The organism is Arthrobacter sp. Hor0625 (genome assembly GCF_052567525.1).
Genome location: NZ_CP199586.1, coordinates 405,316 through 430,886, shown reverse-complemented (window position 1 = coordinate 430,886; position 25,571 = coordinate 405,316). Strand labels below are relative to the sequence as shown.

Annotated in this window: 26 protein-coding genes; 21 read left to right on the top strand and 5 right to left on the bottom strand. The window is 68.6% G+C overall.

Going from position 1 to position 25,571, the window contains the following annotated elements; translation table 11 throughout:
• Window positions 1-22: 22 nt before the first annotated feature.
• From ACTWLI_RS01910 to ACTWLI_RS01885, 6 genes are all read left to right on the top strand, one after another.
• A complete protein-coding gene (locus tag ACTWLI_RS01910; RefSeq protein WP_445155027.1) occupies window positions 23-379 on the top strand; it encodes a VOC family protein in 357 nt (118 codons plus the stop codon).
• A gap of 77 nt (window positions 380-456) precedes the next feature.
• Window positions 457-1,029 (top strand): hypothetical protein, encoded by a 573-nt coding sequence (locus tag ACTWLI_RS01905; RefSeq protein WP_445155026.1) that lies wholly within the window; start codon window positions 457-459, stop codon window positions 1,027-1,029.
• 10 nt (window positions 1,030-1,039) lie between these two features.
• The gene (locus ACTWLI_RS01900; protein ID WP_445155025.1) at window positions 1,040-1,873 is read left to right on the top strand and encodes an exodeoxyribonuclease III; all 834 of its coding nucleotides are present in this window, start codon (window positions 1,040-1,042) and stop codon (window positions 1,871-1,873) included.
• 16 nt (window positions 1,874-1,889) lie between these two features.
• The gene (trpS, locus tag ACTWLI_RS01895) at window positions 1,890-3,005 is read left to right on the top strand and encodes a tryptophan--tRNA ligase (protein ID WP_445155024.1); all 1,116 of its coding nucleotides are present in this window, start codon (window positions 1,890-1,892) and stop codon (window positions 3,003-3,005) included.
• A 4-nt stretch (window positions 3,006-3,009) separates the two neighbouring features.
• On the top strand, window positions 3,010-3,675 hold the full coding sequence (locus ACTWLI_RS01890) for a 2'-5' RNA ligase family protein (RefSeq protein ID WP_445155023.1): 666 nt from the start codon (window positions 3,010-3,012) through the stop codon (window positions 3,673-3,675).
• Window positions 3,632-4,780 (top strand): YihY/virulence factor BrkB family protein, encoded by a 1,149-nt coding sequence (locus ACTWLI_RS01885; RefSeq protein WP_445156099.1) that lies wholly within the window; start codon window positions 3,632-3,634, stop codon window positions 4,778-4,780. Before ACTWLI_RS01890 ends, ACTWLI_RS01885 begins: the two co-directional genes overlap by 44 nt.
• Here the strand turns inward: ACTWLI_RS01885 and ACTWLI_RS01880 are convergent.
• From ACTWLI_RS01880 to sdhC, 5 genes are all read right to left on the bottom strand, one after another.
• Complete coding sequence (locus ACTWLI_RS01880) at window positions 4,737-5,507, bottom strand: alpha/beta hydrolase family protein (RefSeq protein ID WP_445155022.1); 771 nt, start codon at window positions 5,505-5,507, stop codon at window positions 4,737-4,739. The two genes, ACTWLI_RS01885 and ACTWLI_RS01880, sit on opposite strands and share 44 nt — an antisense overlap.
• Before the next feature lie 93 nt (window positions 5,508-5,600).
• Window positions 5,601-6,383: a succinate dehydrogenase iron-sulfur subunit gene (locus ACTWLI_RS01875; protein ID WP_445155021.1), complete on the bottom strand. Its 783-nt coding sequence runs from the start codon at window positions 6,381-6,383 to the stop codon at window positions 5,601-5,603.
• A gap of 1 nt (window position 6,384) precedes the next feature.
• The gene (sdhA, locus tag ACTWLI_RS01870) at window positions 6,385-8,184 is read right to left on the bottom strand and encodes a succinate dehydrogenase flavoprotein subunit (protein ID WP_445155020.1); all 1,800 of its coding nucleotides are present in this window, start codon (window positions 8,182-8,184) and stop codon (window positions 6,385-6,387) included.
• Between the two features lie 120 nt (window positions 8,185-8,304).
• The gene (locus ACTWLI_RS01865) at window positions 8,305-8,787 is read right to left on the bottom strand and encodes a succinate dehydrogenase hydrophobic membrane anchor subunit (protein ID WP_445155019.1); all 483 of its coding nucleotides are present in this window, start codon (window positions 8,785-8,787) and stop codon (window positions 8,305-8,307) included.
• A 2-nt stretch (window positions 8,788-8,789) separates the two neighbouring features.
• Window positions 8,790-9,170: a succinate dehydrogenase, cytochrome b556 subunit gene (gene sdhC / locus ACTWLI_RS01860; protein WP_082575171.1), complete on the bottom strand. Its 381-nt coding sequence runs from the start codon at window positions 9,168-9,170 to the stop codon at window positions 8,790-8,792.
• A 292-nt stretch (window positions 9,171-9,462) separates the two neighbouring features.
• Here sdhC and ACTWLI_RS01855 point away from each other — a divergent pair, with 292 nt between their 5' ends.
• The 15 genes from ACTWLI_RS01855 to ACTWLI_RS01785 all read left to right on the top strand — a co-directional run bounded on the left by ACTWLI_RS01855 (window position 9,463) and on the right by ACTWLI_RS01785 (window position 25,534).
• On the top strand, window positions 9,463-10,620 hold the full coding sequence (locus ACTWLI_RS01855; RefSeq protein WP_445155018.1) for a mannose-1-phosphate guanylyltransferase: 1,158 nt from the start codon (window positions 9,463-9,465) through the stop codon (window positions 10,618-10,620).
• Between the two features lie 117 nt (window positions 10,621-10,737).
• Complete coding sequence (locus ACTWLI_RS01850) at window positions 10,738-11,937, top strand: amidohydrolase (protein ID WP_445155017.1); 1,200 nt, start codon at window positions 10,738-10,740, stop codon at window positions 11,935-11,937.
• A 223-nt stretch (window positions 11,938-12,160) separates the two neighbouring features.
• On the top strand, window positions 12,161-12,553 hold the full coding sequence (locus tag ACTWLI_RS01845) for a MarR family winged helix-turn-helix transcriptional regulator (protein ID WP_445156098.1): 393 nt from the start codon (window positions 12,161-12,163) through the stop codon (window positions 12,551-12,553).
• A gap of 130 nt (window positions 12,554-12,683) precedes the next feature.
• Window positions 12,684-13,115 (top strand): organic hydroperoxide resistance protein, encoded by a 432-nt coding sequence (locus tag ACTWLI_RS01840; RefSeq protein WP_445155016.1) that lies wholly within the window; start codon window positions 12,684-12,686, stop codon window positions 13,113-13,115.
• Window positions 13,112-14,137 (top strand): NADP-dependent oxidoreductase, encoded by a 1,026-nt coding sequence (locus tag ACTWLI_RS01835; protein WP_445155015.1) that lies wholly within the window; start codon window positions 13,112-13,114, stop codon window positions 14,135-14,137. The genes ACTWLI_RS01840 and ACTWLI_RS01835 overlap by 4 nt, the downstream gene beginning before the upstream one ends.
• A 333-nt stretch (window positions 14,138-14,470) precedes the next feature.
• On the top strand, window positions 14,471-15,580 hold the full coding sequence (locus tag ACTWLI_RS01830) for a BMP family lipoprotein (protein WP_445155014.1): 1,110 nt from the start codon (window positions 14,471-14,473) through the stop codon (window positions 15,578-15,580).
• Between the two features lie 166 nt (window positions 15,581-15,746).
• Entirely contained in the window at window positions 15,747-17,357 is a 1,611-nt protein-coding gene (locus tag ACTWLI_RS01825; RefSeq protein WP_445156097.1) for an ABC transporter ATP-binding protein, read from the top strand.
• The gene (locus tag ACTWLI_RS01820) at window positions 17,350-18,780 is read left to right on the top strand and encodes an ABC transporter permease subunit (RefSeq protein ID WP_445155013.1); all 1,431 of its coding nucleotides are present in this window, start codon (window positions 17,350-17,352) and stop codon (window positions 18,778-18,780) included. The genes ACTWLI_RS01825 and ACTWLI_RS01820 overlap by 8 nt, the downstream gene beginning before the upstream one ends.
• Window positions 18,777-20,111, top strand: a complete 1,335-nt coding sequence (locus ACTWLI_RS01815) for an ABC transporter permease (RefSeq protein ID WP_445155012.1) — start codon at window positions 18,777-18,779, stop codon at window positions 20,109-20,111. The genes ACTWLI_RS01820 and ACTWLI_RS01815 overlap by 4 nt, the downstream gene beginning before the upstream one ends.
• A 2-nt stretch (window positions 20,112-20,113) precedes the next feature.
• On the top strand, window positions 20,114-20,548 hold the full coding sequence (locus ACTWLI_RS01810; RefSeq protein WP_445155011.1) for a cytidine deaminase: 435 nt from the start codon (window positions 20,114-20,116) through the stop codon (window positions 20,546-20,548).
• Window positions 20,545-21,879 (top strand): thymidine phosphorylase, encoded by a 1,335-nt coding sequence (locus tag ACTWLI_RS01805; protein WP_445155010.1) that lies wholly within the window; start codon window positions 20,545-20,547, stop codon window positions 21,877-21,879. Before ACTWLI_RS01810 ends, ACTWLI_RS01805 begins: the two co-directional genes overlap by 4 nt.
• A 144-nt stretch (window positions 21,880-22,023) precedes the next feature.
• The gene (locus ACTWLI_RS01800) at window positions 22,024-22,674 is read left to right on the top strand and encodes a DedA family protein (protein ID WP_445155009.1); all 651 of its coding nucleotides are present in this window, start codon (window positions 22,024-22,026) and stop codon (window positions 22,672-22,674) included.
• Window positions 22,675-22,913: 239 nt separating this feature from the next.
• The gene (locus ACTWLI_RS01795; RefSeq protein WP_445155008.1) at window positions 22,914-23,630 is read left to right on the top strand and encodes a DedA family protein; all 717 of its coding nucleotides are present in this window, start codon (window positions 22,914-22,916) and stop codon (window positions 23,628-23,630) included.
• A gap of 64 nt (window positions 23,631-23,694) precedes the next feature.
• Window positions 23,695-24,858: an adenosine deaminase gene (locus tag ACTWLI_RS01790; RefSeq protein WP_445155007.1), complete on the top strand. Its 1,164-nt coding sequence runs from the start codon at window positions 23,695-23,697 to the stop codon at window positions 24,856-24,858.
• Window positions 24,859-24,934: 76 nt separating this feature from the next.
• Window positions 24,935-25,534, top strand: a complete 600-nt coding sequence (locus ACTWLI_RS01785) for a MazG nucleotide pyrophosphohydrolase domain-containing protein (protein WP_445156096.1) — start codon at window positions 24,935-24,937, stop codon at window positions 25,532-25,534.
• Window positions 25,535-25,571 lie beyond the last annotated feature (37 nt).

Here is a 25,571-nt window from a genome sequence, read left to right as displayed (position 1 = left end):
TGATACCCCGAAGGAGCACCCCGTGATCGGCAAATGGCATGCCCTCGTCATGGACTGCGAGGACCCGGACCTGCTGGCGGGCTTCTACCAGGAGCTGCTGGGCATGGTCCGGGTGGAGGAGGACGCGGACTGGATCACCATCGGCGACGCCGCGGACCGCCCTGCCCTGGCGTTCCAACGGGTTGAGCGGCTGGTGCGGCCGCAATGGCCGGACGCGGACCATCCGCAACAGATGCACGTCGATGTCATGGTTCCGGACCTCGACGCCGCGGAAGCCCAGGTGCTGGCACTCGGCGCCACCAGCCTGAACGCCGGCGGAAAGGCCTTCCGGGTCTACCTGGACCCCAGCGGCCACCCGTTCTGCCTGGTGCTGTCCTAGTTTCCGCCCGGCGCGGGTGCCGTTCGCCGGAGGTGGAAGCGCGTCCGGGGCCCCGGACCGTTTGCGATAATGGGTCCATGCGATCCCTGGGTACCTCCTCGACCAAGCCGTCCGCGTTCAACGCCGCCACCGGAAAGTTCTCGATGTTCCGCATCGGCGGACTCGGGATGACGGTGTTCATCATCGCCTTCCTGGTCGCCGTCATTTTCGCGGCAAACCAGAACGACGTCGTGGGCTGGGTCGTCGCGGTGATCGCCGCCTTCTGGCTGGCGCTGGCGACCTTCGTGGTGTTCAGCATCCAGCGTGCCGCCAAGAAGGCCGGCGCCAAACTGAACGAGGCCCAGAACGCGTTCAACTCCGCCGTCGGCCGGGCGCCGTCGGCCGGCAGCGCCGACCACGGCGGCACCCGGCTGGTCGCCGAACGCCGGGAGGGCGCGGAAATCCGTGACATGAAGCTGGACCACTCTTTCAAGATCGTCCAGGTGCAGGTCCGCGTCGTTGAGCAGGAACGCGCCAAGGGCGAGGCGCAGGACCAGGACACCATCCGCCGCGCGCTCGAAACCATCGAAATCACCGCCACCAACGCGCGGGACATGATCAAGTCCTCCGGCGGCGCCGACGAGCCCGTCAGTGGAACCATCATCGACTAGAGTGGAACGGGTGAGCTTGGCATTGGAGAAGGACCACCTTCGCATCGCGTCGGTCAACGTCAACGGCCTCCGCGCCGCCTATAAAAAGGGCATGGCGGAATGGCTGGCGCCGCGCGGGGTGGACATCCTCTGCCTGCAGGAAGTGCGCGCACCGGACGCGATCGTCCGCCAGCTCCTCGGCGAGGGCTGGCACATCCTGCACGCCGAGGCCGAGGCCAAGGGCCGCGCCGGCGTCGCCATTGCCTCGCGCGCCGAACCGCTGGCCACCCGCAACGGCATCGGCGACGACTACTTCGCCACGGCCGGACGCTGGGTCGAAGCCGACTACCGGATTTACGACGCCGTTGGCCGGGCCTCCACGCTGACCGTGGCGAGCGCGTACGTGCACTCCGGCGAGGCCGGCACCCCGAAGCAGGACGACAAGTTCCGCTTCCTGGACGTGATGGCCACCCGGCTGCCGGAACTGGCCAAGCACAGCGACCATGCCCTGGTGGTGGGCGACCTCAACGTCGGCCACACCGAGCTGGACATCAAGAACTGGAAGGGCAATGTCAAACGTGCCGGCTTCCTGCCCGAGGAGCGCGCCTACTTTGACCGCTTCTTCGGGACGGAGATCGGCTGGAAGGATGTTCACAGGGGCCTGGCGGGTACCGTCAACGGCCCCTACACTTGGTGGTCGCAGAGGGGACAGGCGTTCGACAACGACACCGGCTGGCGCATTGATTACCACATGGCCACGCCCGCCTTCGCCGCAACCGCGGTCCAGGCAGTTGTCGACCGGGCGCCGTCCTGGGACACCCGCTTCTCCGACCATGCCCCGCTGGTAGTGGACTACCGGCTCTAGTTTTAAGGCTTCTCCCATGACCTCACCATCCACCGCGTCCACCATGGCCGACGCCGGCGTGCCCACCGGCGCTGCGCTCGCACCGGCCGCCCAGGCGCCGGCCGCGGCCGGCACCCGGAACCGCATCCTCTCCGGCATGCAGCCCTCCGCCGACTCGCTGCACCTGGGCAACTACCTCGGTGCGCTCGTGAACTGGGTCCGTATGCAGGACGAGTACGACGCCGTGTTCTTCATCCCGGACCTGCACGCCATCACCGTGCCCCAGGACCCGGCCGAACTGGCCCACCGCACCCGCGTCACCGCCGCGCAGTACATCGCCGGCGGCGTCGACGTCGACAAGTGCACGCTCTTCGTCCAGTCCCAGGTCCCCGAGCACGCCCAGCTGGCCTGGGTGCTGAACTGCATCACCGGGTTCGGTGAAGCGTCCCGGATGACGCAGTTCAAGGACAAGGCCCTCAAGCAGGGGTCCGAGCAAGCCAGCGTCGGGCTGTTCACCTACCCGATCCTGCAGGCCGCGGACATCCTGCTGTACCAGCCGCACGGCGTGCCGGTCGGCGAAGACCAGCGGCAGCACGTGGAGCTGAGCCGCGACCTTGCGCAGCGCTTCAACTCCCGGTTCGGCGAGACCTTTACGGTGCCGCAGCCCTTCATCCAGAAGGAATCGGCCAAGATCTACGACCTGCAGAACCCGACGGCGAAGATGTCCAAGTCCGCCGAGTCCCCGGCCGGCCTGATCAACCTGCTGGACGAGCCGAAGGTCATCGCCAAGCGGATCAAGTCGGCCGTGACCGACGCCGAGACGGAGATCCGCTTCGACCGTGAGAACAAGCCCGGCGTCTCGAACCTGCTGACGATCTACTCGGCCATCACCGGCCAGTCCGTGGAGCAGCTGGTCGCAGCCTACGAGGGCAAGATGTATGGCCACCTCAAGGTTGACCTGGCCGAGGTGGTGACGGCGCACCTGTCGCCGATCCGGGACCGCGCCAACGAACTGCTCGACGACCCCGCCGAGCTGGACCGGCTGCTGGCCCTGGGCGCGGACAAGGCCCGCGACATGGCCTCAGCGACGCTCCGGGACGTCTATTCCAAGGTCGGCTTCCTGCCCTACGCCGGAACGCGCGGGGTCCACTAGCGCGATGTCCTCCGCCAGCAGAGTCACCGCAAGCGGACGCGGGCGCGCCGTCCGGAACGGCCCCCGCCCCGGTCCGGGCGCCGCACCCCGCCAGGGTGCGGCGCCCGGGCCCGGGCAGACCCCGGAGGAGGGCATCAGCATCGGCGTCATCCTGGGCTTCCCGGCGGAGATCGCCACGGAACTGCGGCGCTGGCGGGCCTCGTTCGGTGACCCCATGGCCGCGACCGTCCCGGCGCACATCACGCTGGTGACCACCACGATGACCCAGGACTGGGACGCGACCCTGGACCACGTCCGCGAGGTGGCCCGCAGTCAGCAGCCCTTCACCGTTACGATCGCCGGCACCGGGTCCTTCCGGCCGGTGTCGCCGGTGGTGTTCCTGAACGTCGAGGACGGGTTCGGCGAATGCGTCAGCCTGCACCGCCGGCTGCAGGCCGGCCCGCTGGAACGCGAGCTGCCGTTCGCCTACCACCCGCACGTCACCGTGGCCCACGACGTGGCCCCGGAAAGCCTCGACGAAGCCGAAGCGGCGCTGAAGGATTACAGGGTAAGTTTCCCGGTGGCTAGCATGGGACTTTACGAGCACGACGACAACGGCATCTGGCAGCTACGGGAAGAGCTTGACTTTGGCACCGAACCTGACAACCGGCGGGGCCCGGCAGCCCGCTGACCCCCCGCTTCCCACCGAACTGGCCCTGCTGCGGCGCGAAGCCATCCGCAAGCGCGTCGACTGGGGCAAGGCCCGCCGCTCCGCCGGCGGCCCGGCCGCGCTGGCGGCCCTGGTCCAGTGGCTGGTCGCCCGGCTGAACGTCGTCCGGCCGATGCGCGCGTTCCAGCACTACAACCTGCAGCACGGCCCCCTGATGAGCGCCGGCATCGGCTTCAACATGTTCTTCTCCATCACCGGCCTGCTCGCCACCGGCTTCTCCGTCGCCGGCCTGCTGCTGCGCGGCCAGCCGGCGCTGCTGGACCGGGTGGTCGGCAGCGTCGCCACGAGCGCGCCGGGCCTGCTGAAGGTCGACGGCCGCGAGGGCCTGGTGGACCCGCAGGAGCTGCTGGACCCCAGCGGCCTCGGCTGGACCGCCGCCATCGCCGCCGTCGTCACCGTGGTGACCTCGCTGGGCTGGATCGCCGGACTGCGCGACGGCCTGCGCGGGGTGCTGCGGCTTGGCCCGCTGAAGGTCAACCCGGTGCTGCTGAAGCTGCGTGACTCCGGGACCCTGCTGCTGCTCGGCGCGGCCCTGGTCATCAGCGCCGGCGCCTCCCTGGTGTTCGGCACCGCCGCGGGGTGGGTCGCCGAGCAGCTCTCGCTGGATCCGCTGGTCGCCGGCCCGCTGACCACGTCCGTGAAGATCGCCGTGCCCCTAGTGCTCGGCTGGGTCACCGCGGTGGTGATGTTCCGGCTCGCCGGCGGCCTGAAGCTGCGGCGGCGGGCCCTGCTGGAGGGCACGGTCCTGGCCGCCGTCGGCACCAGCGTGCTGCAGATCTTCAGCGCCGAGCTGCTCGCCAGCGCTGGCCGGAACCCGATCCTCGCCCCGTTCGCCATCATCATCGGTCTGCTGATCTGGTTCAACCTGGTCAGCCAGGTCTACCTGGTCTCGGCGTCGTGGTCCGCGGTGCGGGAAGCGGACCTCACGGTCGAGCCGGCCGCCGCCACTGGCTGGGGCTCCCGCCAGGTGCAGCCGGGCCGGACGCCGGTGGATCAGCCCGAGGCGGCGGACCGCCGTCCGGTCAGTGTCCGGCGTCGAGGTATTGGTCGGCCCACGCCGAGATAATCTTCGCGGCCCGGGCGGCCTGGCCCTTGCCCGTGAGCAGGTGGTCCGAGCCCTCCAGCGAGACGAAGCTGCGCGGATGCCTGGCGGTCTGGAAGATGGTGCTGGCGTTCTCGATGCCGACCGTGTTGTCGGTGGGGGAGTGGAGCACCATCAGCGGCTTGTGCAGCCGCCGGATGCAGTCGGTCAGGTCCGCGTGTTCGAGGTCCTCGACGAAATGCCGGCGGATCTCCACGCGCTTGCCGCCCAGGTCCACCTCGGCGCTGCCCTCGCTGAGGATGCGGTCCAGCGCGGCGTCGAAGACGTGCGCGACGTGCTTGGGCGAGAACGGGGCGCCCACGGTGGCGACGGCGTCGAGTTCCGGGATGCTTCCGGCGGCCGCGAGCACCGCGGCGCCGCCGAAGGAGTGCCCCACGAGCAGCGATACGGGCCGGCCGGAGTCCCGCATGTACTCCGCCGCCTTGACCGTGTCCGCCACCTTGTGGCTGAAGGACCCCTCGGACCACAGCCCCGCGGACTCACCCAGGCCGAGGTTGTCGAAGCGGAGCATGCCCACGCCGTTGTCCGCCAGTGCCTTGCACATCCGTGACGCCGACGGGCTGTCCTTGCCGAGCGTGAAGCCGTGCGAGAACACGCCCCAGCCCTTCACCGAGCCTTCGGGCAGATCGATGACACCGGAGAGCCGTTCGCCGGTGGATCCTTCGAAGGAGACTTTCTCGGAGCGGGACACGGGGTCTTCTTTCAGTTGGTGGCAGAGACGACGGCGGCGCCCCCACCAAGGGTGGGAGGCGCCGTCGTCGTTAAAGCGTGGAGGCGAAGCCGGTTAGACCTTGCGGGCCAGGATGGCCTGCTTGACCTCGGCGATGGCCTGGGTGACCTGGATGCCGCGGGGGCACGCCTCGGTGCAGTTGAAGGTGGTGCGGCAGCGCCACACGCCTTCCTTGTCGTTGAGGATCTCCAGGCGCATGTCGCCGGCGTCATCACGGGAATCGAAGATGAAACGGTGCGCGTTGACGATCGCGGCCGGGCCGAAGTACTGCCCGTCGGTCCAGAACACCGGGCAGGACGAGGTGCACGCGGCGCAGAGGATGCACTTTGTGGTGTCGTCGAACCGCTCGCGGTCCTCGGCGGACTGCAGGCGTTCCTTGGTGGGCTCGTGGCCGCGGTTGATCAGGAAGGGCATGACCTCGCGGAAGGACTGGAAGAACGGCTCCATGTCCACGATCAGGTCCTTCTCGACCGGCAGGCCCTTGATCGGCTCGACCGTGATGGGCTTGGACGTGTCCAGGTCCTTCAGCAGGGTCTTGCAGGCCAGGCGGTTGCGGCCATTGATGCGCATGGCGTCGGAGCCGCAGACACCATGGGCGCAGGACCGGCGGAAGGAGACGCTGCCGTCGATTTCCCACTTGATCTTGTGCAGGGCGTCCAGGACACGGTCGGTGCCGTACATGGTGACCTTGAAGTCATCCCAGGTGGCGTCCTCGGAGACCTCCGGGTTGTAGCGGCGCACGCGGAGCGTCACGTCGAAGGAGGGGATTTCCCCGCCCCCGCCGACGCCGGCGGGCAGTTCGATCTTGGAGGCTGGCTCAGCGAGTTCAGCGGTCATCTTAGTACTTCCTCACCATCGGCTCGTAGCGCGTGAAGACCACCGGTTTGGTAGCCAGCCGGATGCCGGCGATCGCCTCGGCGGAACCGTCCGCCGGTGCGTGCTCATCCTTGTACGCCATGGAGTGCTTCATGAATTTTTCGTCGTCGCGTTCGGGGAAGTCCTCGCGGAAGTGTCCGCCGCGGGATTCCTCGCGGTGCAGGGCCGCCACGGTCATGACCTTGGCGAGCTCGAGCAGGAAGCCCAGTTCCACGGCCTCGAGCAGGTCCAGGTTGAAGCGCTTGCCCTTGTCCTGGACGCTGATCCGCTGGTACCGCTCCTCGAAGGAGGCGATGTCCTTAAGGACCTGGTTCAGGGTCTCGGCGGTGCGGAACACCTGCATGTTGGCGTCCATGGTGTCCTGCAGTTCCTTGCGGATCTGGGCCACCTTCTCGGTGCCGTCGGAGGTGCGCACGTGCTCGAGCAGGTTCAGCGTGTAGGCCTCCGGATCCGCGGGCAGTTCCACGAAGTCGGCGGTCTTGGCGTACTCGGCCGCGGCGATGCCGGCGCGCTTGCCGAAGACGTTGATGTCCAGCAGCGAGTTGGTGCCCAGGCGGTTGGAACCGTGGACCGAGACGCAGGCAACCTCACCGGCGGCGTAGAGGCCCGGGACGACGGTGTCGTTGTCCTGCAGGACCTCGGCGCTGATGTTGGTGGGGATGCCGCCCATGGCGTAGTGCGCCGTCGGGAAGACCGGGACCGGCTCCGTGTACGGCTCCACACCCAGGTAGGTGCGGGCGAACTCGGTGATGTCCGGCAGCTTGGCGTCGATGTGCGCCGGCTCCAGGTGGGTCAGGTCCAGCAGGACGTAGTCCTTGTTCGGGCCGCAGCCGCGGCCTTCCCGGACTTCGTTGGCCATCGAGCGGGCCACGATGTCGCGCGGGGCGAGGTCCTTGATGGTCGGGGCGTAGCGCTCCATGAAGCGCTCACCCTCGGAGTTGCGCAGGATCGCGCCTTCACCGCGGGCGGCCTCGGAGAGCAGGATGCCCAGGCCGGCCAGGCCGGTCGGGTGGAACTGGAAGAACTCCATGTCCTCCAGCGGGATACCACGGCGGAACGCGATGCCCATGCCGTCACCGGTCAGGGTGTGTGCGTTGGAGGTGGTCTTGAAGACCTTGCCGGCGCCGCCGGAGGCGAACACCACGGACTTGGCCTGGAAGACGTGCAGTTCACCGGAGGCGAGGTCGTAGGAGACGACGCCGGCGACGCGCTTCTGCTTGTACGGGGTGCCGTCCTCGCGGACCGCGTCTTCCTCGACGGTCAGCAGGTCCAGCACGTAGTACTCGTTGTAGAACTCCACGTTGTGCTTGACGCAGTTTTGGTAGAGCGTCTGCAGGATCATGTGGCCGGTGCGGTCCGCGGCGTAGCAGGCCCGGCGGACCGGGGCCTTGCCGTGGTCGCGGGTGTGGCCGCCGAAGCGGCGCTGGTCGATCCGGCCCTCGGGCGTGCGGTTGAACGGCAGGCCCATCTTCTCAAGGTCCAGGACGGCGTCGATCGCTTCCTTCGCCATGACCTCGGCGGCGTCCTGGTCCACCAGGTAGTCGCCGCCCTTGATCGTGTCGAAGGTGTGCCATTCCCAGTTGTCTTCCTCGACGTTGGCCAGGGCTGCGCACATGCCGCCCTGGGCCGCGCCGGTGTGGGAGCGCGTGGGGTAAAGCTTGGTCAGTACCGCTGTTCGCGCGCGCTGACCGGATTCGATCGCGGCGCGCATGCCAGCGCCACCGGCACCGACGATGACGACGTCGTACTTATGGACCTGCATACCAGATGCTCTTTCTCTCAAAATTCACTGTTTACCACCGCCGGCGGGGCCGGTGCGGTGAAATCTAGCGACCCGGGCCCGCGCGGGCAGGCAGGGATCAACGCCCTGGGGCGTGTGCCGCTACGGGGCGGGGCAGAACCCGCCGGGGAGCTGGACGCCGTCGACGACGGGGCACGGGTTGAAGGTGAAGATCACCAGCGTGCCGAGGATGACGATGGCCGCGGCGGCCGCGTACAGCACGATCTTCAGCCACATCCGCGTGGCGTCCTTCTCGGCGTAGTCGTTGATGATCGTGCGGACGCCGTTGGTGCCGTGCAGCATGGCCAGCCACAGCATGGCCAGGTCCCAGACCTGCCAGAACGGGTCGGCCCACTTGCCGGCGACGAAACCGAAGTCGATCGCGTGGATGCCTTCGCCCACCAGCAGGTTCACCGTCAGGTGGCCGAAGATCAGGACAACCAGGACGACGCCGGAGAGCCGCATGAACAGCCAGGCGAGCATCTCGAAATTGCCCTTGGAGGAACCGCTGCGGTTGTACTGCGGGGCGACTCGGCCGGCGCCAACCTTGGCCGCGCGCGGGCTCTGAATCTGCGTTGCGTCCATGGCTAGTGACCTCCGAGGGCGAGGGACAGGTGGCGGATGGAGAAGCCGACCATGACGACGACCCAGAGGGCCAGGACCGTCCACAGCATCTGGCGCTGGTACTTCGCGCCCTTCTTCCAGAAGTCGACGGCGATGATCCGCAGGCCGTTGAAGGCGTGGAACACGATCGCTGCGACGAGGCCCGTTTCACCCAGGGCCATGAGGGGGTTCTTGTAGGCACCGATCACGGCGGTGTAAGCCTCGGGCGACACACGCACCAGTGAGGTGTCCAGCACGTGGACCAACAAGAAGAAAAAGATCACTACACCGGTAACGCGGTGTCCAACCCAGGACCACATGCCTTCACGGCCGCGGTACAAGGTGCCAGCTGGTTTTGTCGGCACTGAATAAACCTCCCTGCAACACAGCGGCGCTGGCATGGGATCCACGCGGGGGGAACGCCTGCTGCGAGAGCACTCGTAAGCTCAAGCCTAAATCTAGGCTTCGCTGTTAGCTTATTCAATTCAGCGGAGCGACGGTGACGACGCCCTGCGCGGTTTTTGGGCAGTTTTGAGACGAACGCCACATTCAGCGGGCGCCCTGCCCGCCACGGGGGAGTGCCGGGACCCGCGCCGCGCGCCCGCTCCGCGCCCCGCTCCGGGGCGTCAGGCCGGGGGTCGGCTAAAGTAAGCCCTGATGACTACAGACAATATGACCAGCCTCGATTCCCCCCTCGGCACCGCGGCGGGCTCCCCGCTGGACCGCTTCATTGCGGTCATTCCGGCCGGCGGCGTGGGGACCAGGCTCTGGCCGCTCTCCCGGGCGGCGGCGCCCAAGTTCCTGCACGACCTCACCGGGTCCGGCAGTACCTTGCTGCGCGCCACCTACGACCGGCTTGAACCGCTGGCCGGCAGCAGGGTGCTGGTGGTAACCGGCACCGCGCACCGCGACGCGGTCTGCGGACAGCTGCCCGAGGTCAGCGAGGCGGACCTGGTGCTGGAGAGCGAGCCGAAGGACTCCGGCGCCGCCATCGGCCTCGCCGCGGCCATCCTGCACGAGCGCGATCCGGACACCATCATGGGCTCCTTCGCCGCGGACCAGGTCATCAGCCCCGACTCGCTGTTCCAGGACGCCGTCCGCGAGGCCATCCACACCGCGGCCGCCGGCAAGATCGTCACCATCGGCATCCGCCCCACGCACCCGTCCACCGGCTTCGGCTACATCCGGGCCGGCGAGGCGCTCAGCGTCCCGGGCGCCCCCAGCGCACACACCGTCGTGGAGTTCGTCGAAAAGCCCAGCGAGGAAGTCGCGCAGCAGTACCTCGACAGCGGTGACTACGCCTGGAACGCGGGCATGTTCGTCGCGCCCGTCTCGCTCATGCTCAAGCACCTCGAAGCCAACCAGCCCGAGCTGTTCGCGGGCCTGCAGGAAATCGCCAAGGCCTGGGACACCCCGCTGCGTGACGAGGTCACCGCCCGGGTCTGGCCCACCCTGCCCAAGATCGCCATCGACTACGCGGTGGCCGAGCCTGCCGCGGCCGCCGGGGACGTCGCCGTCGTGCCCGGCACCTTCCGCTGGGACGACGTCGGGGACTTCGCCTCCGTGGGCCGGCTCAACAGCGCCAAAGAGGTCGACGACGTCACCGTGATCGGCGAGGGCGCCCGGGTGTTCACCGAAAACGCCAGCGGCGTCGTCGTCACCGACACCAAACGGGTGATCGCCCTGATCGGCATCGAGGATGTCGTGATCGTGGACACCCCGGACGCCCTCCTGGTCACCACCAAGGCAAACTCGCAGCGGGTCAAGGCCGCCGTGGACGCACTGAAGGCCAGCGGCGACACTGACGTGCTCTAGGTGTTGTGCGCCCGCCCGGCCGGGCCTTCCGGCGGCAGGTAGGCGCGCCCGGGTTACCCGGGCGTAACCATGCGTCTGCGATGCCGGTATTTTTAGGACTCTCGCTACAGTGAATGTGTGCGCAATTACACGACTGAAGCAGAGCCAACAACGCTGGTGGGGCCGTGGCTGGAACCCCTGCTGCCGGAACTTATCGAATTCCGCCGGGACCTGCACGCGCACCCCGAGCTTTCCTTCAAGGAATTCCGCACCACTGACAAGCTGGCCCAGCGGCTCGAGGCCGCCGGCCTCGCGCCGCGCCGGCTCGACGGCACCGGCCTAACCGTCGACATCGGCGAAGGGCCCATCGCCACCGCGCTCCGCGGCGACATCGACGCCCTGCCGATCATCGAAGAGACCGGGCTACCGTTCGCCTCGAAGAACCACGGCGTCACCCACGCCTGCGGCCACGACGTGCACACCACCACCATGCTGGGCATCGCCCTGGTCCTGCAGCGGATGCACGAATCCTCCCCGCTGGGCGGCACCGTGCGGATTATCTTCCAGCCGGCCGAGGAGACGATGCCCGGCGGCGCGCATGCCTGCATCGAACAAGGCGTCCTGGACGGTGTCCCGCGGATCCTCGCGCTGCACTGCGACCCCCGCATCGAGGTCGGCAAGATCGGTACCCGGATCGGGGCCATCACCTCCGCTTCGGACACCATCAAGATCGAGCTCAGCGGCCGCGGCGGCCACACTTCCCGGCCGCACCTGACCGAGGAGCTGGTGTTCGCGCTGGCCCAGATCGCCATCAACGTCCCGGCCGTGCTCTCCCGCCGGGTCGACGTGCGCAGCGGCGTGTCCGTGGTCTGGGGCCATATCTCCGCCGGTTCCGCCCCCAACGCCATTCCCGCCAGCGGCTACATGGCCGGCACCATGCGCTGCCTGGACCGGGACGCCTGGCACAGCGCCGGCGAGATCCTCGACGAGGTGGTGCAGCAGATCGCCGCGCCGTACGGCGTCGACGTGCACCTCGAACACACCCGCGGCGTGCCGCCGGTGGTCAACTCCGAACACGAGACCGCACTGATCGAAGCCGCGGCCCGCGCCGAAATCGGCGAGAACTCCGTGGTGCTGACACCCCAGTCCATGGGCGGGGAGGACTTCGCCTGGTTCCTGGCCGACCTGCCCGGGGCGATGATGCGGCTGGGCACGAAGACCCCCGGCGGCGAGGAGTACGACCTGCACCGCGGCGACTACATCCTCGACGAGCGGGCCCTCGGCCTCGGCATCCGGGTGCTGACCGCCGCGGCCCTCCGCACCCTCCGCGACCTCTAACCCTCCCCAGAGCGCGAACGGACACTTCGCGCCCCCCTTTGAGCCCGAGCGGACACTTCGCGCCCTTACGACAGGGCCTGAAGTGTCCGTTCGCGCATCCGTCCGGGCCTATTAAGTTGTGCACAATTCAATTGTGGGTTACCGTTTTAAGGTGGCAATTAACGAACCCCTTGAGACACCCCGGCTCGACGCGCCCCGCCTTGACCGGCAGGTGTGCTTCGCCATGTACGCGGCGTCACGGGCCGCCACGGCCGCCTACCGGCCCATGCTCGACGAGCTCGGCCTGACCTACCCGCAGTACCTCGTGATGTTGGTGCTCTGGGAGGACCAACCGCGCAGCGTCCGGGAGCTGGGCACCGAACTCGGGCTGGACTCCGGCACGCTGTCACCGCTGCTCAAGCGGCTGGAGTCGCTGGGGTTTGTCGAACGACGGCGGTCGGCCGCGGACGAGCGGCGGGTGGAGGTTTTCCTCACCGACGCCGGGGCGGCGCTGAGCGCCCGGGCCACCGGCATCCCGCAGCAGCTCGCCGACGCGGCCGGACTCTCCGCCGCGGAGCTGGACCAGCTCCGCGAAACCCTCGGCCGGCTGACCGTGGCCCTGCAGTCCGGCCGGTAAACGCCGCCCCGCAGTCCTGCCCGTGAGTGCCTGCCGGTGAGCGCCGGCCCGGCAATCAACGCCCCGTGAGGCCCGCGGTCGGCCCGCGCCGGCACAGAACTTTCCTGACTCCCCAACAGATCGGAACCCCATGAAGACCCTCTATACGGCCGAGGCGCTGGCCTCCGGCGAAGGCCGCGACGGCACCGCGCAGACGCCCGACGGCAAACTCAACGTCACGCTGGCCAGCCCGGTCGAGCTGGGCGGCAGCGGCGACGGAACGAATCCGGAACAGCTCTTCGCCGCCGGCTACGCAGCGTGCTTCCACTCTGCGCTGCGGCTCGTCGGCCGCCAGCAGAAGGCGGACCTCAGCGATTCCGCCGTCGCCGCCCGGATCCACCTGGGCGCCCTGGACGGCGGCGCGGGCTTCGGCATCGCCGCAGAACTCGAAATCGCCCTGCCTGCCGTGGACCGCACCACCGCCGAGGCGCTCGTGGCCAAGGCCCACGAGGTCTGCCCCTATTCCAACGCCACCCGGGGCAACATCACCGTAGACATCAAGATCCTGGAGGTCGCCGCATGAGCACCGAAACCACCACCCTTCCCGCCGCCACCCGCGAGATCCGGCTCGCATCCCGGCCGCACGGACGGCCCGTGCCGGAGAACTTCCAGCTCGCCGAGTCCGCGCTGCCCGAGCTGCAGGACGGTCAGGTCCTGGTCCGCAACCAGTTCATCTCGGTCGACCCCTACATGCGCGGCCGGATGAACGACGTCAAGTCCTACTCCGCGCCGTTCGAGCTGGACCATGCCATGGAGGGCGGCGCCGTCGGTGAGGTCATCGCGAGCCGCTCTACCGAGCGCAAGGTGGGCGACGCCGTCGTGCACTCCCTGGGCTGGCGCGAGTACGCGGTCCTGGACGCCGCCGCCACCTCGCCCATCCGCACCGACCTGGCGCCGGCGTCGGCCTTCCTCGGCGCGCTCGGCATGACCGGCCTCACCGCCTGGGCAGGCCTGCTCAAGGTTGCCGAGTTCAAGCCCGGCGAGGTCGTCTTCGTCTCCGGCGCCGCCGGAGCCGTGGGGTCGCTGGTGGGCCAGATCGCCAAGGCCATGGGTGCATCCCGCGTGATCGGCAGCGCCGGGACTCCGGAAAAGGTCGCCCGCCTGCTGGAACTCGGCTTTGATGCCGCGTTCAACTACCACGACGGCCCGGTCAGCGAACTGCTGCAGGACGCGGCGGGGGAGCGGGGCATCGACGTCTACTTCGACAACGTCGGCGGTGAGCACCTCGAGGCGGCCCTGTCCGCGCTGACCGTCGGCGGCCGGGTCGCCATGTGCGGCGCGATCGCGCAGTACAACTCCACCGAGCCGACGCCGGCGCCGCGGAACCTCATGCAGGCCATCGGCAAGCAGCTGACGCTCAAGGGCTTCCTGGTCGGTGGCTACTGGCAGCACATGGCCGAATTCGTCGAGTCCATGGCCGGCTGGCTGGCCGACGGCACCATCCGCTACGACGAGACGGTGGTCGACGGGCTGGAGAACGCGCCGCAGGCATTCATGGATCTGCTCGACGGCGCCAACACCGGCAAGATGCTCGTCCGGCTCTAACCCCGCCGCCCCCGCGCTCCCCGCATCCCGCGGAAACAGCGCGAACGTACAGTTGAGGCCCCGAATCGTCGCAGATTCGGGGCCTCAACTGTACGTTCACGCCGGGGGAGGGGCGGGCGGGCGTACCGCTTGGTAACAAGTTCTCAACAATCTGGGAAACGCCCGGGGAGTGTGTTACCGGACGTGGCGCAGGACACTAAAGTAACTTCCATCAGTGCGCCTCGGCGCAGTGCTGCGAATCCGTCAGTGACAACAGTGTTTCGGGGGACAACCGGAAGCAGACACTCATTGAACTCCCGTCGTAGCGCCTATCACTTTCTTCCTGGAGGAACTTTGAAGAACTCCCTGCGCGCAACTTTCAAGCGCGGTTCAATGGCCGGTGTCGCCACCGCGGGTGCGGCCGCCCTGCTGCTCACCGGCTGCGGTGCTGCCCCGACCGCCAGTAGCAGCGCCAGCGCCACTGCCAGCGACTACACCGGCTGCATCGTCTCCGACTCCGGTGGATTCGATGACCAGTCGTTCAACCAGTCCTCCTACGAGGGCCTGAAGAAGGCCGAAAAGGACCTGGGCATCAAGGTTAACCAGGTCGAGTCGAAGACCAACAACGACTTCGAGCCGAACCTCCGCGCCATGGTCACCGCCGGCTGCGACCTGACCGTCACGGTCGGCTTCCTGCTCGGTGATGCCACCAAGGCCCAGGCCACCGCCAACCCGGACAAGCACTTCGCGATCATCGACTTCGGCTACGACAAGCCGATCGCCAACGTCAAGCCGATCATTTACGACACGGCCCAGGCCGCGTTCCTGGCCGGCTACCTGGCCGCCGGAACCACCAAGACCGGCACCGTCGCCACCTTCGGCGGCATCAAGATCCCCACCGTCACCATCTTCATGGACGGCTACGCCGACGGCGTGAAGTACTACAACGAGAAGAAGGGCAAGAACGTCAAGGTTCTTGGCTGGGACAAGGCCAAGCAGGACGGCTCCTTCACCGGTGACTTCGAAAAGCAGGACAAGGGCAAGCAGTTCACCCAGAACTTCCTGGACCAGGGCGCGGACATCGTCATGCCCGTCGCCGGCCCGGTCGGCAAGGGCGCAGGCGCGGCCCTGAAGGAAGCGAAGGCCGCCGGCAAGGACGTCAAGCTCATCTGGGTTGACTCCGACGGCTTCCTCACCGCCCCGGACTACAAGGACATCATGCTCTCCTCCGTCATGAAGCAGATGGGCGAGGCCGTGGAGACCGTGGTGAAGGAAGACAAGGACGGCAAGTTCACCAACGCCCCGTACGTCGGCACCCTCGCGAACGACGGCGTGCAGCTGGCTCCGTTCCACGACCTGGAGTCCCAGGTTCCGGCCGAGCTGAAGTCCGAACTGGACCAGATCAAGAAGGACATCGCCGACGGCAAGCTGAAGGTTGAATCCGCAGCCAGCCCGAAGGCCTAACTTCCGCCGCTAAGCGCCACGGCCCGGACGGTCCCCGACCGCACGGGCTGTGGCGCTTTTCGTTGCGGCCCCGCCTGCGCCGGAAGCGCAGGCACTAGGCTGGTGCTGCAGCCCCATCACCCCGTCCGGGCCGTGCCCCGGACACACTTCGAGATTGGTCAGAGTTTTGAAACTTGAACTCAAGGGGATCACCAAACGCTTCGGCTCCCTGGTAGCCAACGACCACATTGATGTGGTCGTTGAACCCGGGCAGATCCACTGCCTGCTGGGCGAGAACGGCGCCGGCAAGTCCACGCTGATGAACGTCCTGTACGGGCTCTACGAACCCACCGAGGGCGAAATCCTCATCGACGACAAGCCGGTCAGCTTCCGCGGCCCCGGCGATGCCATGGCGGCAGGAATCGGCATGGTGCACCAGCACTTCATGCTGGTCCCGGTCTTCACCGTGGCCGAGAACGTGGCGCTGGGGGCGGAAACCACCAAGGCCGGCGGCTTCCTCAACCTTGACGACACCCGCCGGAAGATCAAGGAAATCTCCGACCGGTACGGGTTCGACGTCGATCCCGACGCCCTGGTCGAGGACCTGCCGGTCGGTGTCCAGCAGCGCGTGGAGATCATCAAGGCCCTGGTCCGCGACGCCAAGGTGCTGATCCTGGACGAGCCCACCGCGGTGCTGACCCCGCAGGACACGGACGAGCTGCTGGACATCATGCGCCAGCTCAAGAGCCACGGCACCTCGATCGTGTTCATCTCGCACAAGCTGCGCGAGGTCAAGGCCGTCTCGGACACCATCACGGTGATCCGGCGCGGCAAGGTGGTCGGCACGGCCAGCCCGGAGGCCTCGACGACGGAGCTCGCCTCGATGATGGTGGGACGGGCCGTCAGCCTGACCCTGGACAAGGCCCCCGCCACGCCGCAGGAAACCACCTTCGAAGTCAAGGACCTCACGGTCATCGCGCCCAGCGGCCAGCACGTCGTGGACGGCATCAGCTTCGACATCGCCCGCGGCGAGATCCTCGCCGTCGCCGGCGTCCAGGGCAACGGCCAGACCGAGCTCACCGAAGCCATCCTCGGCCTGCAGGACCGGGTCCACGGCTCGATCCTGCTCGACGGCGAGGAGCTCCTGGGCCGCAGCGTCAAGGACGTGCTCAAGGCCGGCGTCGGCTTCGTGCCCGAGGACCGGTCGGTGGACGGGCTGATCGGCACGTTCTCGATCGCGGAAAACCTGATCCTGGACCGCTACGACCAGGAGCCCTTTGCCAAGGGCATCAGCATGAGCCCGGCCAAGGTGCTGGAAAACGCGAAGACCCGGATCGACGAGTTCGACGTGCGCACCCCCTCCGGCTCGCTCGCGGCCGGCACGCTCTCCGGCGGCAACCAGCAGAAGGTCGTCATGGCGCGCGAACTCTCGCGCCCGCTGCGGCTCTTCATCGCGTCCCAGCCGACCCGCGGCGTCGACGTCGGATCCATCGAGTTCCTGCACAAGCGGATCGTGGCCGAGCGCGACCACGGCACCCCGGTGATGATCGTCTCCACCGAGCTGGACGAAGTGATCGAACTCGCGGACCGGATTGCCGTGCTGTACAAGGGCAGGCTCGTCGGCATCGTCCCGGCCGGCACGGGGCGCGACGTCCTGGGCCTGATGATGGCCGGCCTGCCGCCCGAGGACGCGAACCCCGACACCAAGACCCCGGCGGCAGCGGCCGCCGCCCCGGCGCCCGCCGCCCAGCCCGCGCAGGAGACCAGCTCCGGCGCCGTAGGAGAGCACCATGACTGAATCACACCAGCCCCGCCACGCGGCTGAGCCGGACCCGGCCGAAACCCCGGCCACCCCGGGCACCGAAACCCCGGAAACCCCGGCGACCCCGGCATCCCAAACCCCGGAAACCGCCGACGCCGAGGTCCAGGCCGCCGACGCGGCCACCGCCACCTCGCTCGACACCGCCGGCGGGGCCATGCGCCCCTCCGCCGTCCCGGTCTCGGGCCAGAGCGGCACCGTCCCGGGCGGCCCGGACTCCCTGATGCGCAAGATCTTCACCGGCAGCGGCATGGTCTCCGTCCTGGCCGTGCTGCTCGCCCTGATCCTCGGCGGCCTGCTGATCGCCAGCACGGACAAGGCCGTCAGCACCTCCGCGGGCTACCTGTTCGCCCGGCCCAGCGACTTCTTCAGCGCCGTCTGGTCCGCCGCCACCCGCTCCTACGTGGCGCTCTTCCAGGGCGCGGTGTTCAACCCCCGCGGCAGCGGCGCGGCCGGCCAGTTCGCCCCGCTGATGGAAACCCTCACCATCGCCACCCCGCTGATCACCGCCGGCCTGGGTGTGGCCCTGGCCTTCCGCGCCGGCCTGTTCAACATCGGCGCGCAGGGCCAGATCATCATGTCCGGCATCCTCGCCGCCTGGGTCGGCTTCGCCCTGCACCTGCCGGTCGGACTGCACCTGCTGCTGGTCCTCGTCGCCGGCGTCGTCGGCGGCGCACTCTGGGCCGGGCTGGTCGGCTTCCTCAAGGCCCGCACCGGAGCCCACGAGGTCATCCTGACCATCATGTTCAACTACATTGCGCTGTACTTCCTGCGCTACCTGCTGAACACCCCGGCGTTCCAGCGGCCCGGCGAAACGAACCCGATCTCGCCGATCCTGGACCCCAACGCCGTCTACCCGCAGATCCTCGGCAGCCAGTACCGGCTGCACCTGGGCTTCCTGCTGGCGATCGCCGCCACCGTCTTCGTCTGGTGGGTGCTCAACCGCTCCACCATCGGCTTTGAGTTCCGCGCCGTCGGCGCCAACCCGAAGGCCGCGCTGACCGCCGGCATCAACGTCCCGCGCGCCACCATCCTGGTGATGGCGATCGCCGGCGCCCTCGCCGGCATGTCCGGCGTCGCGCAGGTGGCCGGCACCGAGAAGGTCCTCACCGACGGCGTTGCGGCCACCTACGGCTTCGACGCCATCACGGTCGCGCTGCTGGGACGTTCGACGCCGTGGGGCACCTTCGCGGCCGGCCTGCTGTTCGGCGCCTTCCGCGCCGGCGCCGTCCAGATGCAGATCCAGACCGGCACCCCGATCGACATCGTGCTCGTGGTCCAGTCGCTGATCGTGCTCTTCATCGCGGCCCCGCCGCTGGTCCGCGCGGTGTTCGGCCTGAACCCGCGCAAGAAGAAGGCCACCACGTCCAAGAAGGCAGCAACCACCGGAGCAGCAGCATGAGCACAACAGCAACCTCGCCCCAGCCGGGCCAGCCGCAGCCTGCCCCCAGCGAAACCCCGGCAGCCGCGGGCCAGCGGACCGCCGTGACGGCCAAACCCGTCACCTGGAAGGTACCCGTCACCCTGGGCGTGCTCGGCGTCGTGGCGTTCATCTTCTTCGGCCTGATGGGCCCGCACCAGACCGCCAAGTTCGGCATCTCCACCGGCAGCGACTTCTTCCAGCTGCCAGCCCTCGAAGTCGACGCGTTCATCGGCGGCATCGTGCTCTCGGTGCTCATGCTGGCGCTGGCCGCCTACGCCGTCGTGCTCAAGACCCGGGACCGCAAGGCCCCGGGCTGGGTCCCGGTTGTCTTCATCGTGCTGTTCGTCGCCGCGTTCCTGATCTGGGTGGTCGGCGGCGCCCGCACCACCAACATCTCCCTCGCCGGCCTCATCGCCGGGTCGGTGACCCTCGCCGTGCCGCTGGTATTCGGCTCCCTCTCCGGCGTGCTTTGCGAGCGGGTCGGCGTCGTCAACATCGCCATCGAAGGCCAGCTGCTCGGCGGCGCCTTCACGGCGGCGATCATCGCCACGCTTACCCACAACCCCTTCCTGGGCCTGCTCGCGGCCGCCGTCGCCGGGGCGCTGGTGTCCATGGTGCTGGCCCTGTTCAGCATCAAGTACGTGGTCAACCAGATCATCGTCGGCGTCGTCCTCAACGTGCTCGTCTCCGGCGTCACCGGCTTCCTCTTCAGCACGGTGATGCAGGCGGACAAGGACAAGTTCAACTCCCCGGCACACCTGGACCCCATCACCATCCCGGTCCTGGGCGACATCCCGCTGATCGGGCCGATCCTGTTCAAGCAGTCCCTGATCGGCTACCTGATGTACATTGCCGTGATCGTCGTCTGGGTCGGCCTGTTCAAGACCAAGTGGGGCCTGCGCGTCCGCGCCGTCGGCGAACACCCCCAGGCCGCCGACACCATGGGCATCAAGGTCAACGCCACCCGCTTCTGGAACGTCACCCTGGGCGGGGCGATCGCCGGCATCGGAGGGTCCTTCTTCACGCTCGTCGCGATCGACAGCTTCACCAAGGAGATCTCCGGCGGCCGCGGCTTCATCGCCCTGGCCGCGCTGATCTTCGGCCGCTGGAACCCGATCGGTGCGTTCTTCGCCGCCCTGCTCTTCGGCTTCGCCGACAACCTGCAGAGCATCGTGACCATCATCGGCACCCCGGTGCCGAGCCAGTTCATGGCCATGCTGCCCTACCTCGTGACGGTCCTCGCCGTCGCCGGACTCGTGGGACGCTCCCGGCCGCCGGCGGCCAGCGGCATCCCCTACGTGAAGGGCTGAGCATGGCGCCGAACGTAGCCCCGTCCGACGCCGGCGCAGGCTCCGGCGTCGACTGGGCGGCCCTGGAAGCCGCGGCCGTGGCCGCGATGCGCAACGCCTACGCCCCGTACTCGAAGTTCCCGGTGGGGGCGGCCGCCCTCACCGCGGACGGCCGGATCGTCAGCGGATGCAACGTCGAGAACGCAAGCTACGGGTTGACCCTGTGCGCCGAGTGCGCGCTGGTGGGCAACCTGCACATGAGCGGCGGCGGCCTGCTGCGCGCCTTCTACTGCGTGGACGCGGACGGCACCGTACTGATGCCCTGCGGGCGCTGCCGCCAGCTGCTCTACGAATTCCGGGCCCCGGACATGGAACTCATGACCACACAGGGCATCAAGACGATGGACCAGGTGCTTCCCGATGCATTTGGTCCCCAACACCTGGAGGAAACCCGGTGAGCCAGACCACCAGCACCACCGCCGACAACGCCAAGGCGTTCGACGCCGTCGACATCATCCGCACCAAGCGGGACAAGGGCGTGCTCAGCGCCGCCCAGATCGACTGGACGATCGACGCCTACACCCGCGGCGCGATCGCCGACGAGCAGATGGCCGCCCTGAACATGGCGATCCTGCTCAACGGGATGAACCGGGAGGAGATCTCCCGCTGGACCGCGGCGATGATCGCCTCCGGCGAGCGGATGGACTTCTCCAGCCTGCGCAGGCCCGACGGCGGCGTGAAGGCCACCTCGGACAAGCACTCCACCGGCGGCGTGGGGGACAAGATCACCCTGCCTTTGGCACCCTTGGTGGCCGTGTTCGGCGTCGCCGTCCCGCAGCTCTCCGGCCGCGGCCTGGGCCACACCGGCGGCACCCTGGACAAGCTCGAATCCATCCCCGGCTGGCGGGCGGACCTGAGCAACGAGGAAATGCTGGCCCAGTTGCAGGACGTCGGCGCGGTCATCTGCGCCGCCGGCGCGGGCCTGGCCCCGGCGGACAAGAAGCTGTACGCCCTGCGCGACGTCACCGGCACGGTCGAGGCCATCCCGCTGATCGCCTCCTCGATCATGAGCAAGAAGATCGCCGAGGGCACCGGCTCGCTGGTCCTGGACGTCAAGGTCGGCAGCGGCGCGTTCATGAAGGACGAAGCCCGGGCCCGCGAGCTCGCCGAGACCATGGTGGCCTTGGGCAAGGACGCCGGCGTCAACACCGTCGCGCTGCTGACCAACATGAACACCCCGCTCGGCCTGACCGCGGGCAACGCCATCGAAGTTGAGGAATCGGTCGAGGTGCTCGCCGGCGGCGGCCCGGAAGACGTCGTCGAACTCACCGTCCGGCTGGCCGAAGAGATGCTGGCCTGCGCCGGCGTCCGTGACGCCGACCCGCGCGCCGCGCTCCGCGACGGCCGGGCCATGGACGTCTGGAACCGGATGATCGAGGCCCAGGGCGGCGACCCGCGCGCCAAGCTGCCGGTCGCCAAGGAATCCGAAACCCTCTACGCGCCGGCCGACGGCGTGCTGGTGGAGCTCGACGCAATGGCCGTCGGCGTCGCCGCGTGGCGCCTCGGCGCCGGGCGGGCCCGCAAGGAGGACCAGGTCCAGGCCGGCGCCGGGGTGCGGATGCACGCCAAGCCGGGGGCCACGGTCCGCGCCGGCGAGCCGCTGATGACCCTGCTGACCGACACCCCGGAGAAGTTCGACCGGGCGAAGGAAGCCCTCGAGCACGCCGCCGTGATCGCCCCGGAGGGATCCCGCCCGGCCCAGCAGCTCATCATCGACCGGATCGCCTAGCACCGCCCGTTGCTCTCTCACTTATGGTCCTTAAACCCCCGGGTTAGGGACCATAAGTGAGAGAGCAACCGGGCCGGGGCCGGGCAGTACACTGGCACCACAGCAGTCCGGGAGAAACCCGGCGCCGCCGTGCGTTAGGAAACCGTGCAGGCTATCAACGACTTCATCCTGGCAGCCGCAGGCCAACCGTGGGTCCTGCTGCTGGTGTTTGCCTGCTGCGTGGTCGACGGGTTCTTCCCGCCGGTTCCCAGCGAATCCGTCGTGGTGGGCCTCGCCGCCGTCGCCGCCACCGCCGAGGTGCCCAACGCGCTGGTGCTGATGCTGGCCGCCGCCGCCGGAGCCTTCGCCGGCGACAACATTGCCTACCTGATCGGCCGCGCCACCGGCACCGGCCGCTGGGCCTGGATGCGGGGCCACCGGATGCAGCGCGCCTTCCTCTGGGCCGGCGGCGAACTGCGGAAACGGCCGGCGTCGCTGATCATGGTGGCGCGCTTCGTGCCGATCGGCCGCGTCGCCGTCAACCTCACCGCCGGGGCCACCAATTACCCGCACGCCCGCTTCGTGGGCCTGACAGTGCTCTCCGCGGCGCTGTGGTCCGGCTACTCGGTGGGCATCGGCTTGTTCTTCGGCCAGTGGTTCGAGGACAACCACCTGCTGGGGGCAACCATCGCGATCATCTGCGCGGTCCTGCTCGGCATCGGCGTCGACGTCGTCCTGAGCCGGCTGCGCGGCAGCTCGCCCGCACGCCTGCGCCCGGACGCGACGGACCCGGCAGCGCCGCCGGCTGACGGCTAAGGCCACGCGCCCCAGGCGCCGGAGCCCGCCCGGCCGACGTCCCGGTCGACGCCCCGGACCGGGCCCGCAACAAAGCCGCAACAACCTCGCACTGCGGCCCGATTCGATGCCCAAACGCGTAGCGCGGGACGCCCCGCGCATGGGACACTTAGGTGCGATTCACGTCACGCCGGTGCCGTGACCCTCTTGTCCGCCCCGGGTCCTTTCCACCCGTCCAGTTTTCTAGGAGCACAGCCCGCGTGGAGTTCATTAACGAGGCCGTCCTCCATGCAGCCGGCCAATGGTGGATTTACCCCCTGCTGCTGGTGTTCTTCTTCATCGACGGCTTCGCTATGGTGGTCCCCAGCGAGACCCTGATCGTGGCACTCGCCGCCTACTCCCGCCACAGCGGGCAGCCCAACCTCTGGATCCTCGGACTCACCGCCCTCATCGGCGCCATCGCCGGCGACAACATGGCCTACATGCTCGGCCGGCGCATCGGCCTGGAGCGCTTCCGCTGGATGCGCAAGCCCAAGGTCCAGCGGGTCTTCGCCTGGGCCCGGTACGAGCTGGAAAAGCGCGGCGCCGTCCTGATCTTCACCGCACGGTACATCCCCTGGGGCCGGGTGGCCGTGAACTACGTTGCCGGCACCACCGGCTTCCCGCACCGCACGTTCTTCTTCCTGGACGCGTTCGCCTGCGTCACCTGGGTGCTCTACTCGATCGGCATCGGCCTCCTGGCCAGCTCCTTCCCGTGGCTGCACCACAACCCGCTGCTGAGCGCCGGGATCGCCGTCGTCTTCGCCATCGTCCTGGGCGTCCTGGTGGACCACGTGCTGCGCTGGTGGCACAAACGCCTGGCCCGGCACGACGAGCCGGCCGACGGGGAGCGCGACGGCGGGGTCCGTGCCGCCTCGGCGCCGGCCGCTCCCGTGCCCGCCGCCGCCCCCGTACAGTCCGACGCCGCCCGCAAATAGGGCCGCTGCCAACGTGGCCGGCGGCGAGTAGCGCCCGGGGCCGTCCGACCCTAAGGTTGGAACCGTGACTGAGACTATTCTTGACGCTGCCCCTGACCTCGAATTCGACCTGAAGGGCCTTCCCAAGGTTTCCCTTCACGACCACCTGGACGGCGGACTGCGTCCGGCCACCATCATCGAACTTGCCGAGAAAGTCGGCCACACCCTTCCCTCCACCGACCCGGTTGCGCTGGGGGAGTGGTTCCGCGAATCCGCAGACTCCGGCTCGTTGGTCCGTTACCTGGAAACGTTCGACCACACCATCGCCGTCATGCAGACCAAGGAAGGCCTGTTCCGGGTCGCCAAGGAGTTCGTCGAGGATCTCGCGGACGACGGCGTCGTCTACGGTGAGGTGCGCTGGGCGCCGGAGCAGCACCTCCAGCAGGGACTGAGCCTGGACGAGGTTGTCGAGGCCGTCCAAGCCGGGCTCGAGGCCGGCGTCGACGCCGTCTCCGAAACCGGCCGGGAGATCCAGGTCGGCCAGCTGATCACCGCCATGCGCCACGCCGACCGCGGCCAGGAGATCGCCGAACTGGCCGTCCGCCACCGCTACAAGGGTGCAGTCGGCTTCGACATCGCCGGCGCCGAGGACGGCTTCCTGCCCTCCCGCTTCAAGGACGCCTTCACCTACCTGGCCCAGCACAACTTCCCGGCCACCATCCACGCCGGTGAAGCCGCGGGACTGGAGAGCATCCAGTCCGCCCTGGTGGACGGCCGCGCGCTGCGCCTCGGCCACGGCGTGCGGATCGCCGAGGACGTCAGCGTCGAGTTCGAGGAAGCCGATGCAGCCGGCACAGACCCTGAAAGCGACGAGGTCGACGACAACATCGGCCTGGTCACCCTCGGCGAACTCTCCTCCTGGGTCCGTGACCGCGGCATCGCCCTGGAAATCTGCCCCTCCTCCAACCTGCAGACCGGCGCCATTGCCGGCTTCGGCGAGGGCATCGAAAGCCACCCGGTGGACATGCTCTACCAGTTGGGCTTCAACGTCACGATCAACACCGACAACCGGCTGATGAGCGGCGTGACCCTCACCGACGAGTTCGAACTGCTCGTGGAGACGTTTGACTACGACCTGGACGACCTGCTGGAGCTGACCCTGAACGCAGCCGAGGCCGCCTTCCTGCCGCTGGAGGAAAAGGAAGCCTTGGTCGAATACATCAACGAGGCCTACGCCGACCTTGGCTAAGGACTCCAACCAGGTGGACGCGCCGCTCGGGGACTTGTTGCGAACCATCGCCGAGTTGCGCGTCCACTGCCCGTGGATGGGTGCCCTCAGCCACGAATCCCTCGTCGAGTACCTCCTCGAGGAGGCCCACGAGGTAGCGGAGACCATCGAAGCCGGCGGAGGCGATGCCGAGCTGCAGGCCGAACTGGGCGACGTGCTGCTGCAGGTACTGCTCCACGCCCGGATCGCCGAGGAGCGCGGCTCCTTCGACTTCGACGGCGTCGCCGCCGGACTGCGCGCGAAAATGATCCGCCGGAACCCGCACGTCTTCCGCGCCGACGGCACCCTGCAGGACTCCTTTCCCGCCACGGTGGAGGAGATCGTGCAGACCTGGGACACCGTCAAGAAAGCCGAAAAGCCCGGACGGACCCACGCCTTCGAGGGCGTCCCGGCCGCGCTGCCGGCACTAGCCCGGGCGCAGAAGCTGCTGGACCGGGCGGACCGCGCCGGGCTGGCGCCGGAACCGGCGTCGGCCGCCCCGGCGACCGAGCAGGAGCTGGGCGACCTGCTGTTCGGCATCGTCGCGCAGGCCCGCGCCGCCGGGCTCGACGCCGAACGCGCCCTCCGCGCGGCGAACCGCCGGTTCGTCGACGCGGCGTCCGGCGCCGCACCCGGACCGCGTCCGGACGCTGGATAGCTTTCCGTAACTTAGCCCACTCTCGACTAGGCTAGGG

Bases quoted from the DNA above. Each gene is read 5' to 3' on its own strand.
- ACTWLI_RS01890 (WP_445155023.1), top strand. From the start codon at position 3,010: ATGTCCTCCGCCAGCAGAGTCACCGCAAGCGGACGCGGGCGCGCCGTC.
- ACTWLI_RS01855 (WP_445155018.1), top strand. From the start codon at position 9,463: ATGACTACAGACAATATGACCAGCCTCGATTCCCCCCTCGGCACCGCG.
- sdhA (WP_445155020.1), bottom strand. From the start codon at position 8,184: ATGCAGGTCCATAAGTACGACGTCGTCATCGTCGGTGCCGGTGGCGCT.
- ACTWLI_RS01785 (WP_445156096.1), top strand. From the start codon at position 24,935: ATGGGTGCCCTCAGCCACGAATCCCTCGTCGAGTACCTCCTCGAGGAG.
- ACTWLI_RS01905 (WP_445155026.1), top strand. From the start codon at position 457: ATGCGATCCCTGGGTACCTCCTCGACCAAGCCGTCCGCGTTCAACGCC.
- ACTWLI_RS01815 (WP_445155012.1), top strand. From the start codon at position 18,777: ATGAGCACAACAGCAACCTCGCCCCAGCCGGGCCAGCCGCAGCCTGCC.
- ACTWLI_RS01865 (WP_445155019.1), bottom strand. From the start codon at position 8,787: ATGGACGCAACGCAGATTCAGAGCCCGCGCGCGGCCAAGGTTGGCGCC.
- ACTWLI_RS01835 (WP_445155015.1), top strand. From the start codon at position 13,112: ATGAGCACCGAAACCACCACCCTTCCCGCCGCCACCCGCGAGATCCGG.
- ACTWLI_RS01875 (WP_445155021.1), bottom strand. From the start codon at position 6,383: ATGACCGCTGAACTCGCTGAGCCAGCCTCCAAGATCGAACTGCCCGCC.
- ACTWLI_RS01810 (WP_445155011.1), top strand. From the start codon at position 20,114: ATGGCGCCGAACGTAGCCCCGTCCGACGCCGGCGCAGGCTCCGGCGTC.
- ACTWLI_RS01840 (WP_445155016.1), top strand. From the start codon at position 12,684: ATGAAGACCCTCTATACGGCCGAGGCGCTGGCCTCCGGCGAAGGCCGC.
- ACTWLI_RS01845 (WP_445156098.1), top strand. From the start codon at position 12,161: ATGTACGCGGCGTCACGGGCCGCCACGGCCGCCTACCGGCCCATGCTC.
- ACTWLI_RS01820 (WP_445155013.1), top strand. From the start codon at position 17,350: ATGACTGAATCACACCAGCCCCGCCACGCGGCTGAGCCGGACCCGGCC.
- trpS (WP_445155024.1), top strand. From the start codon at position 1,890: ATGACCTCACCATCCACCGCGTCCACCATGGCCGACGCCGGCGTGCCC.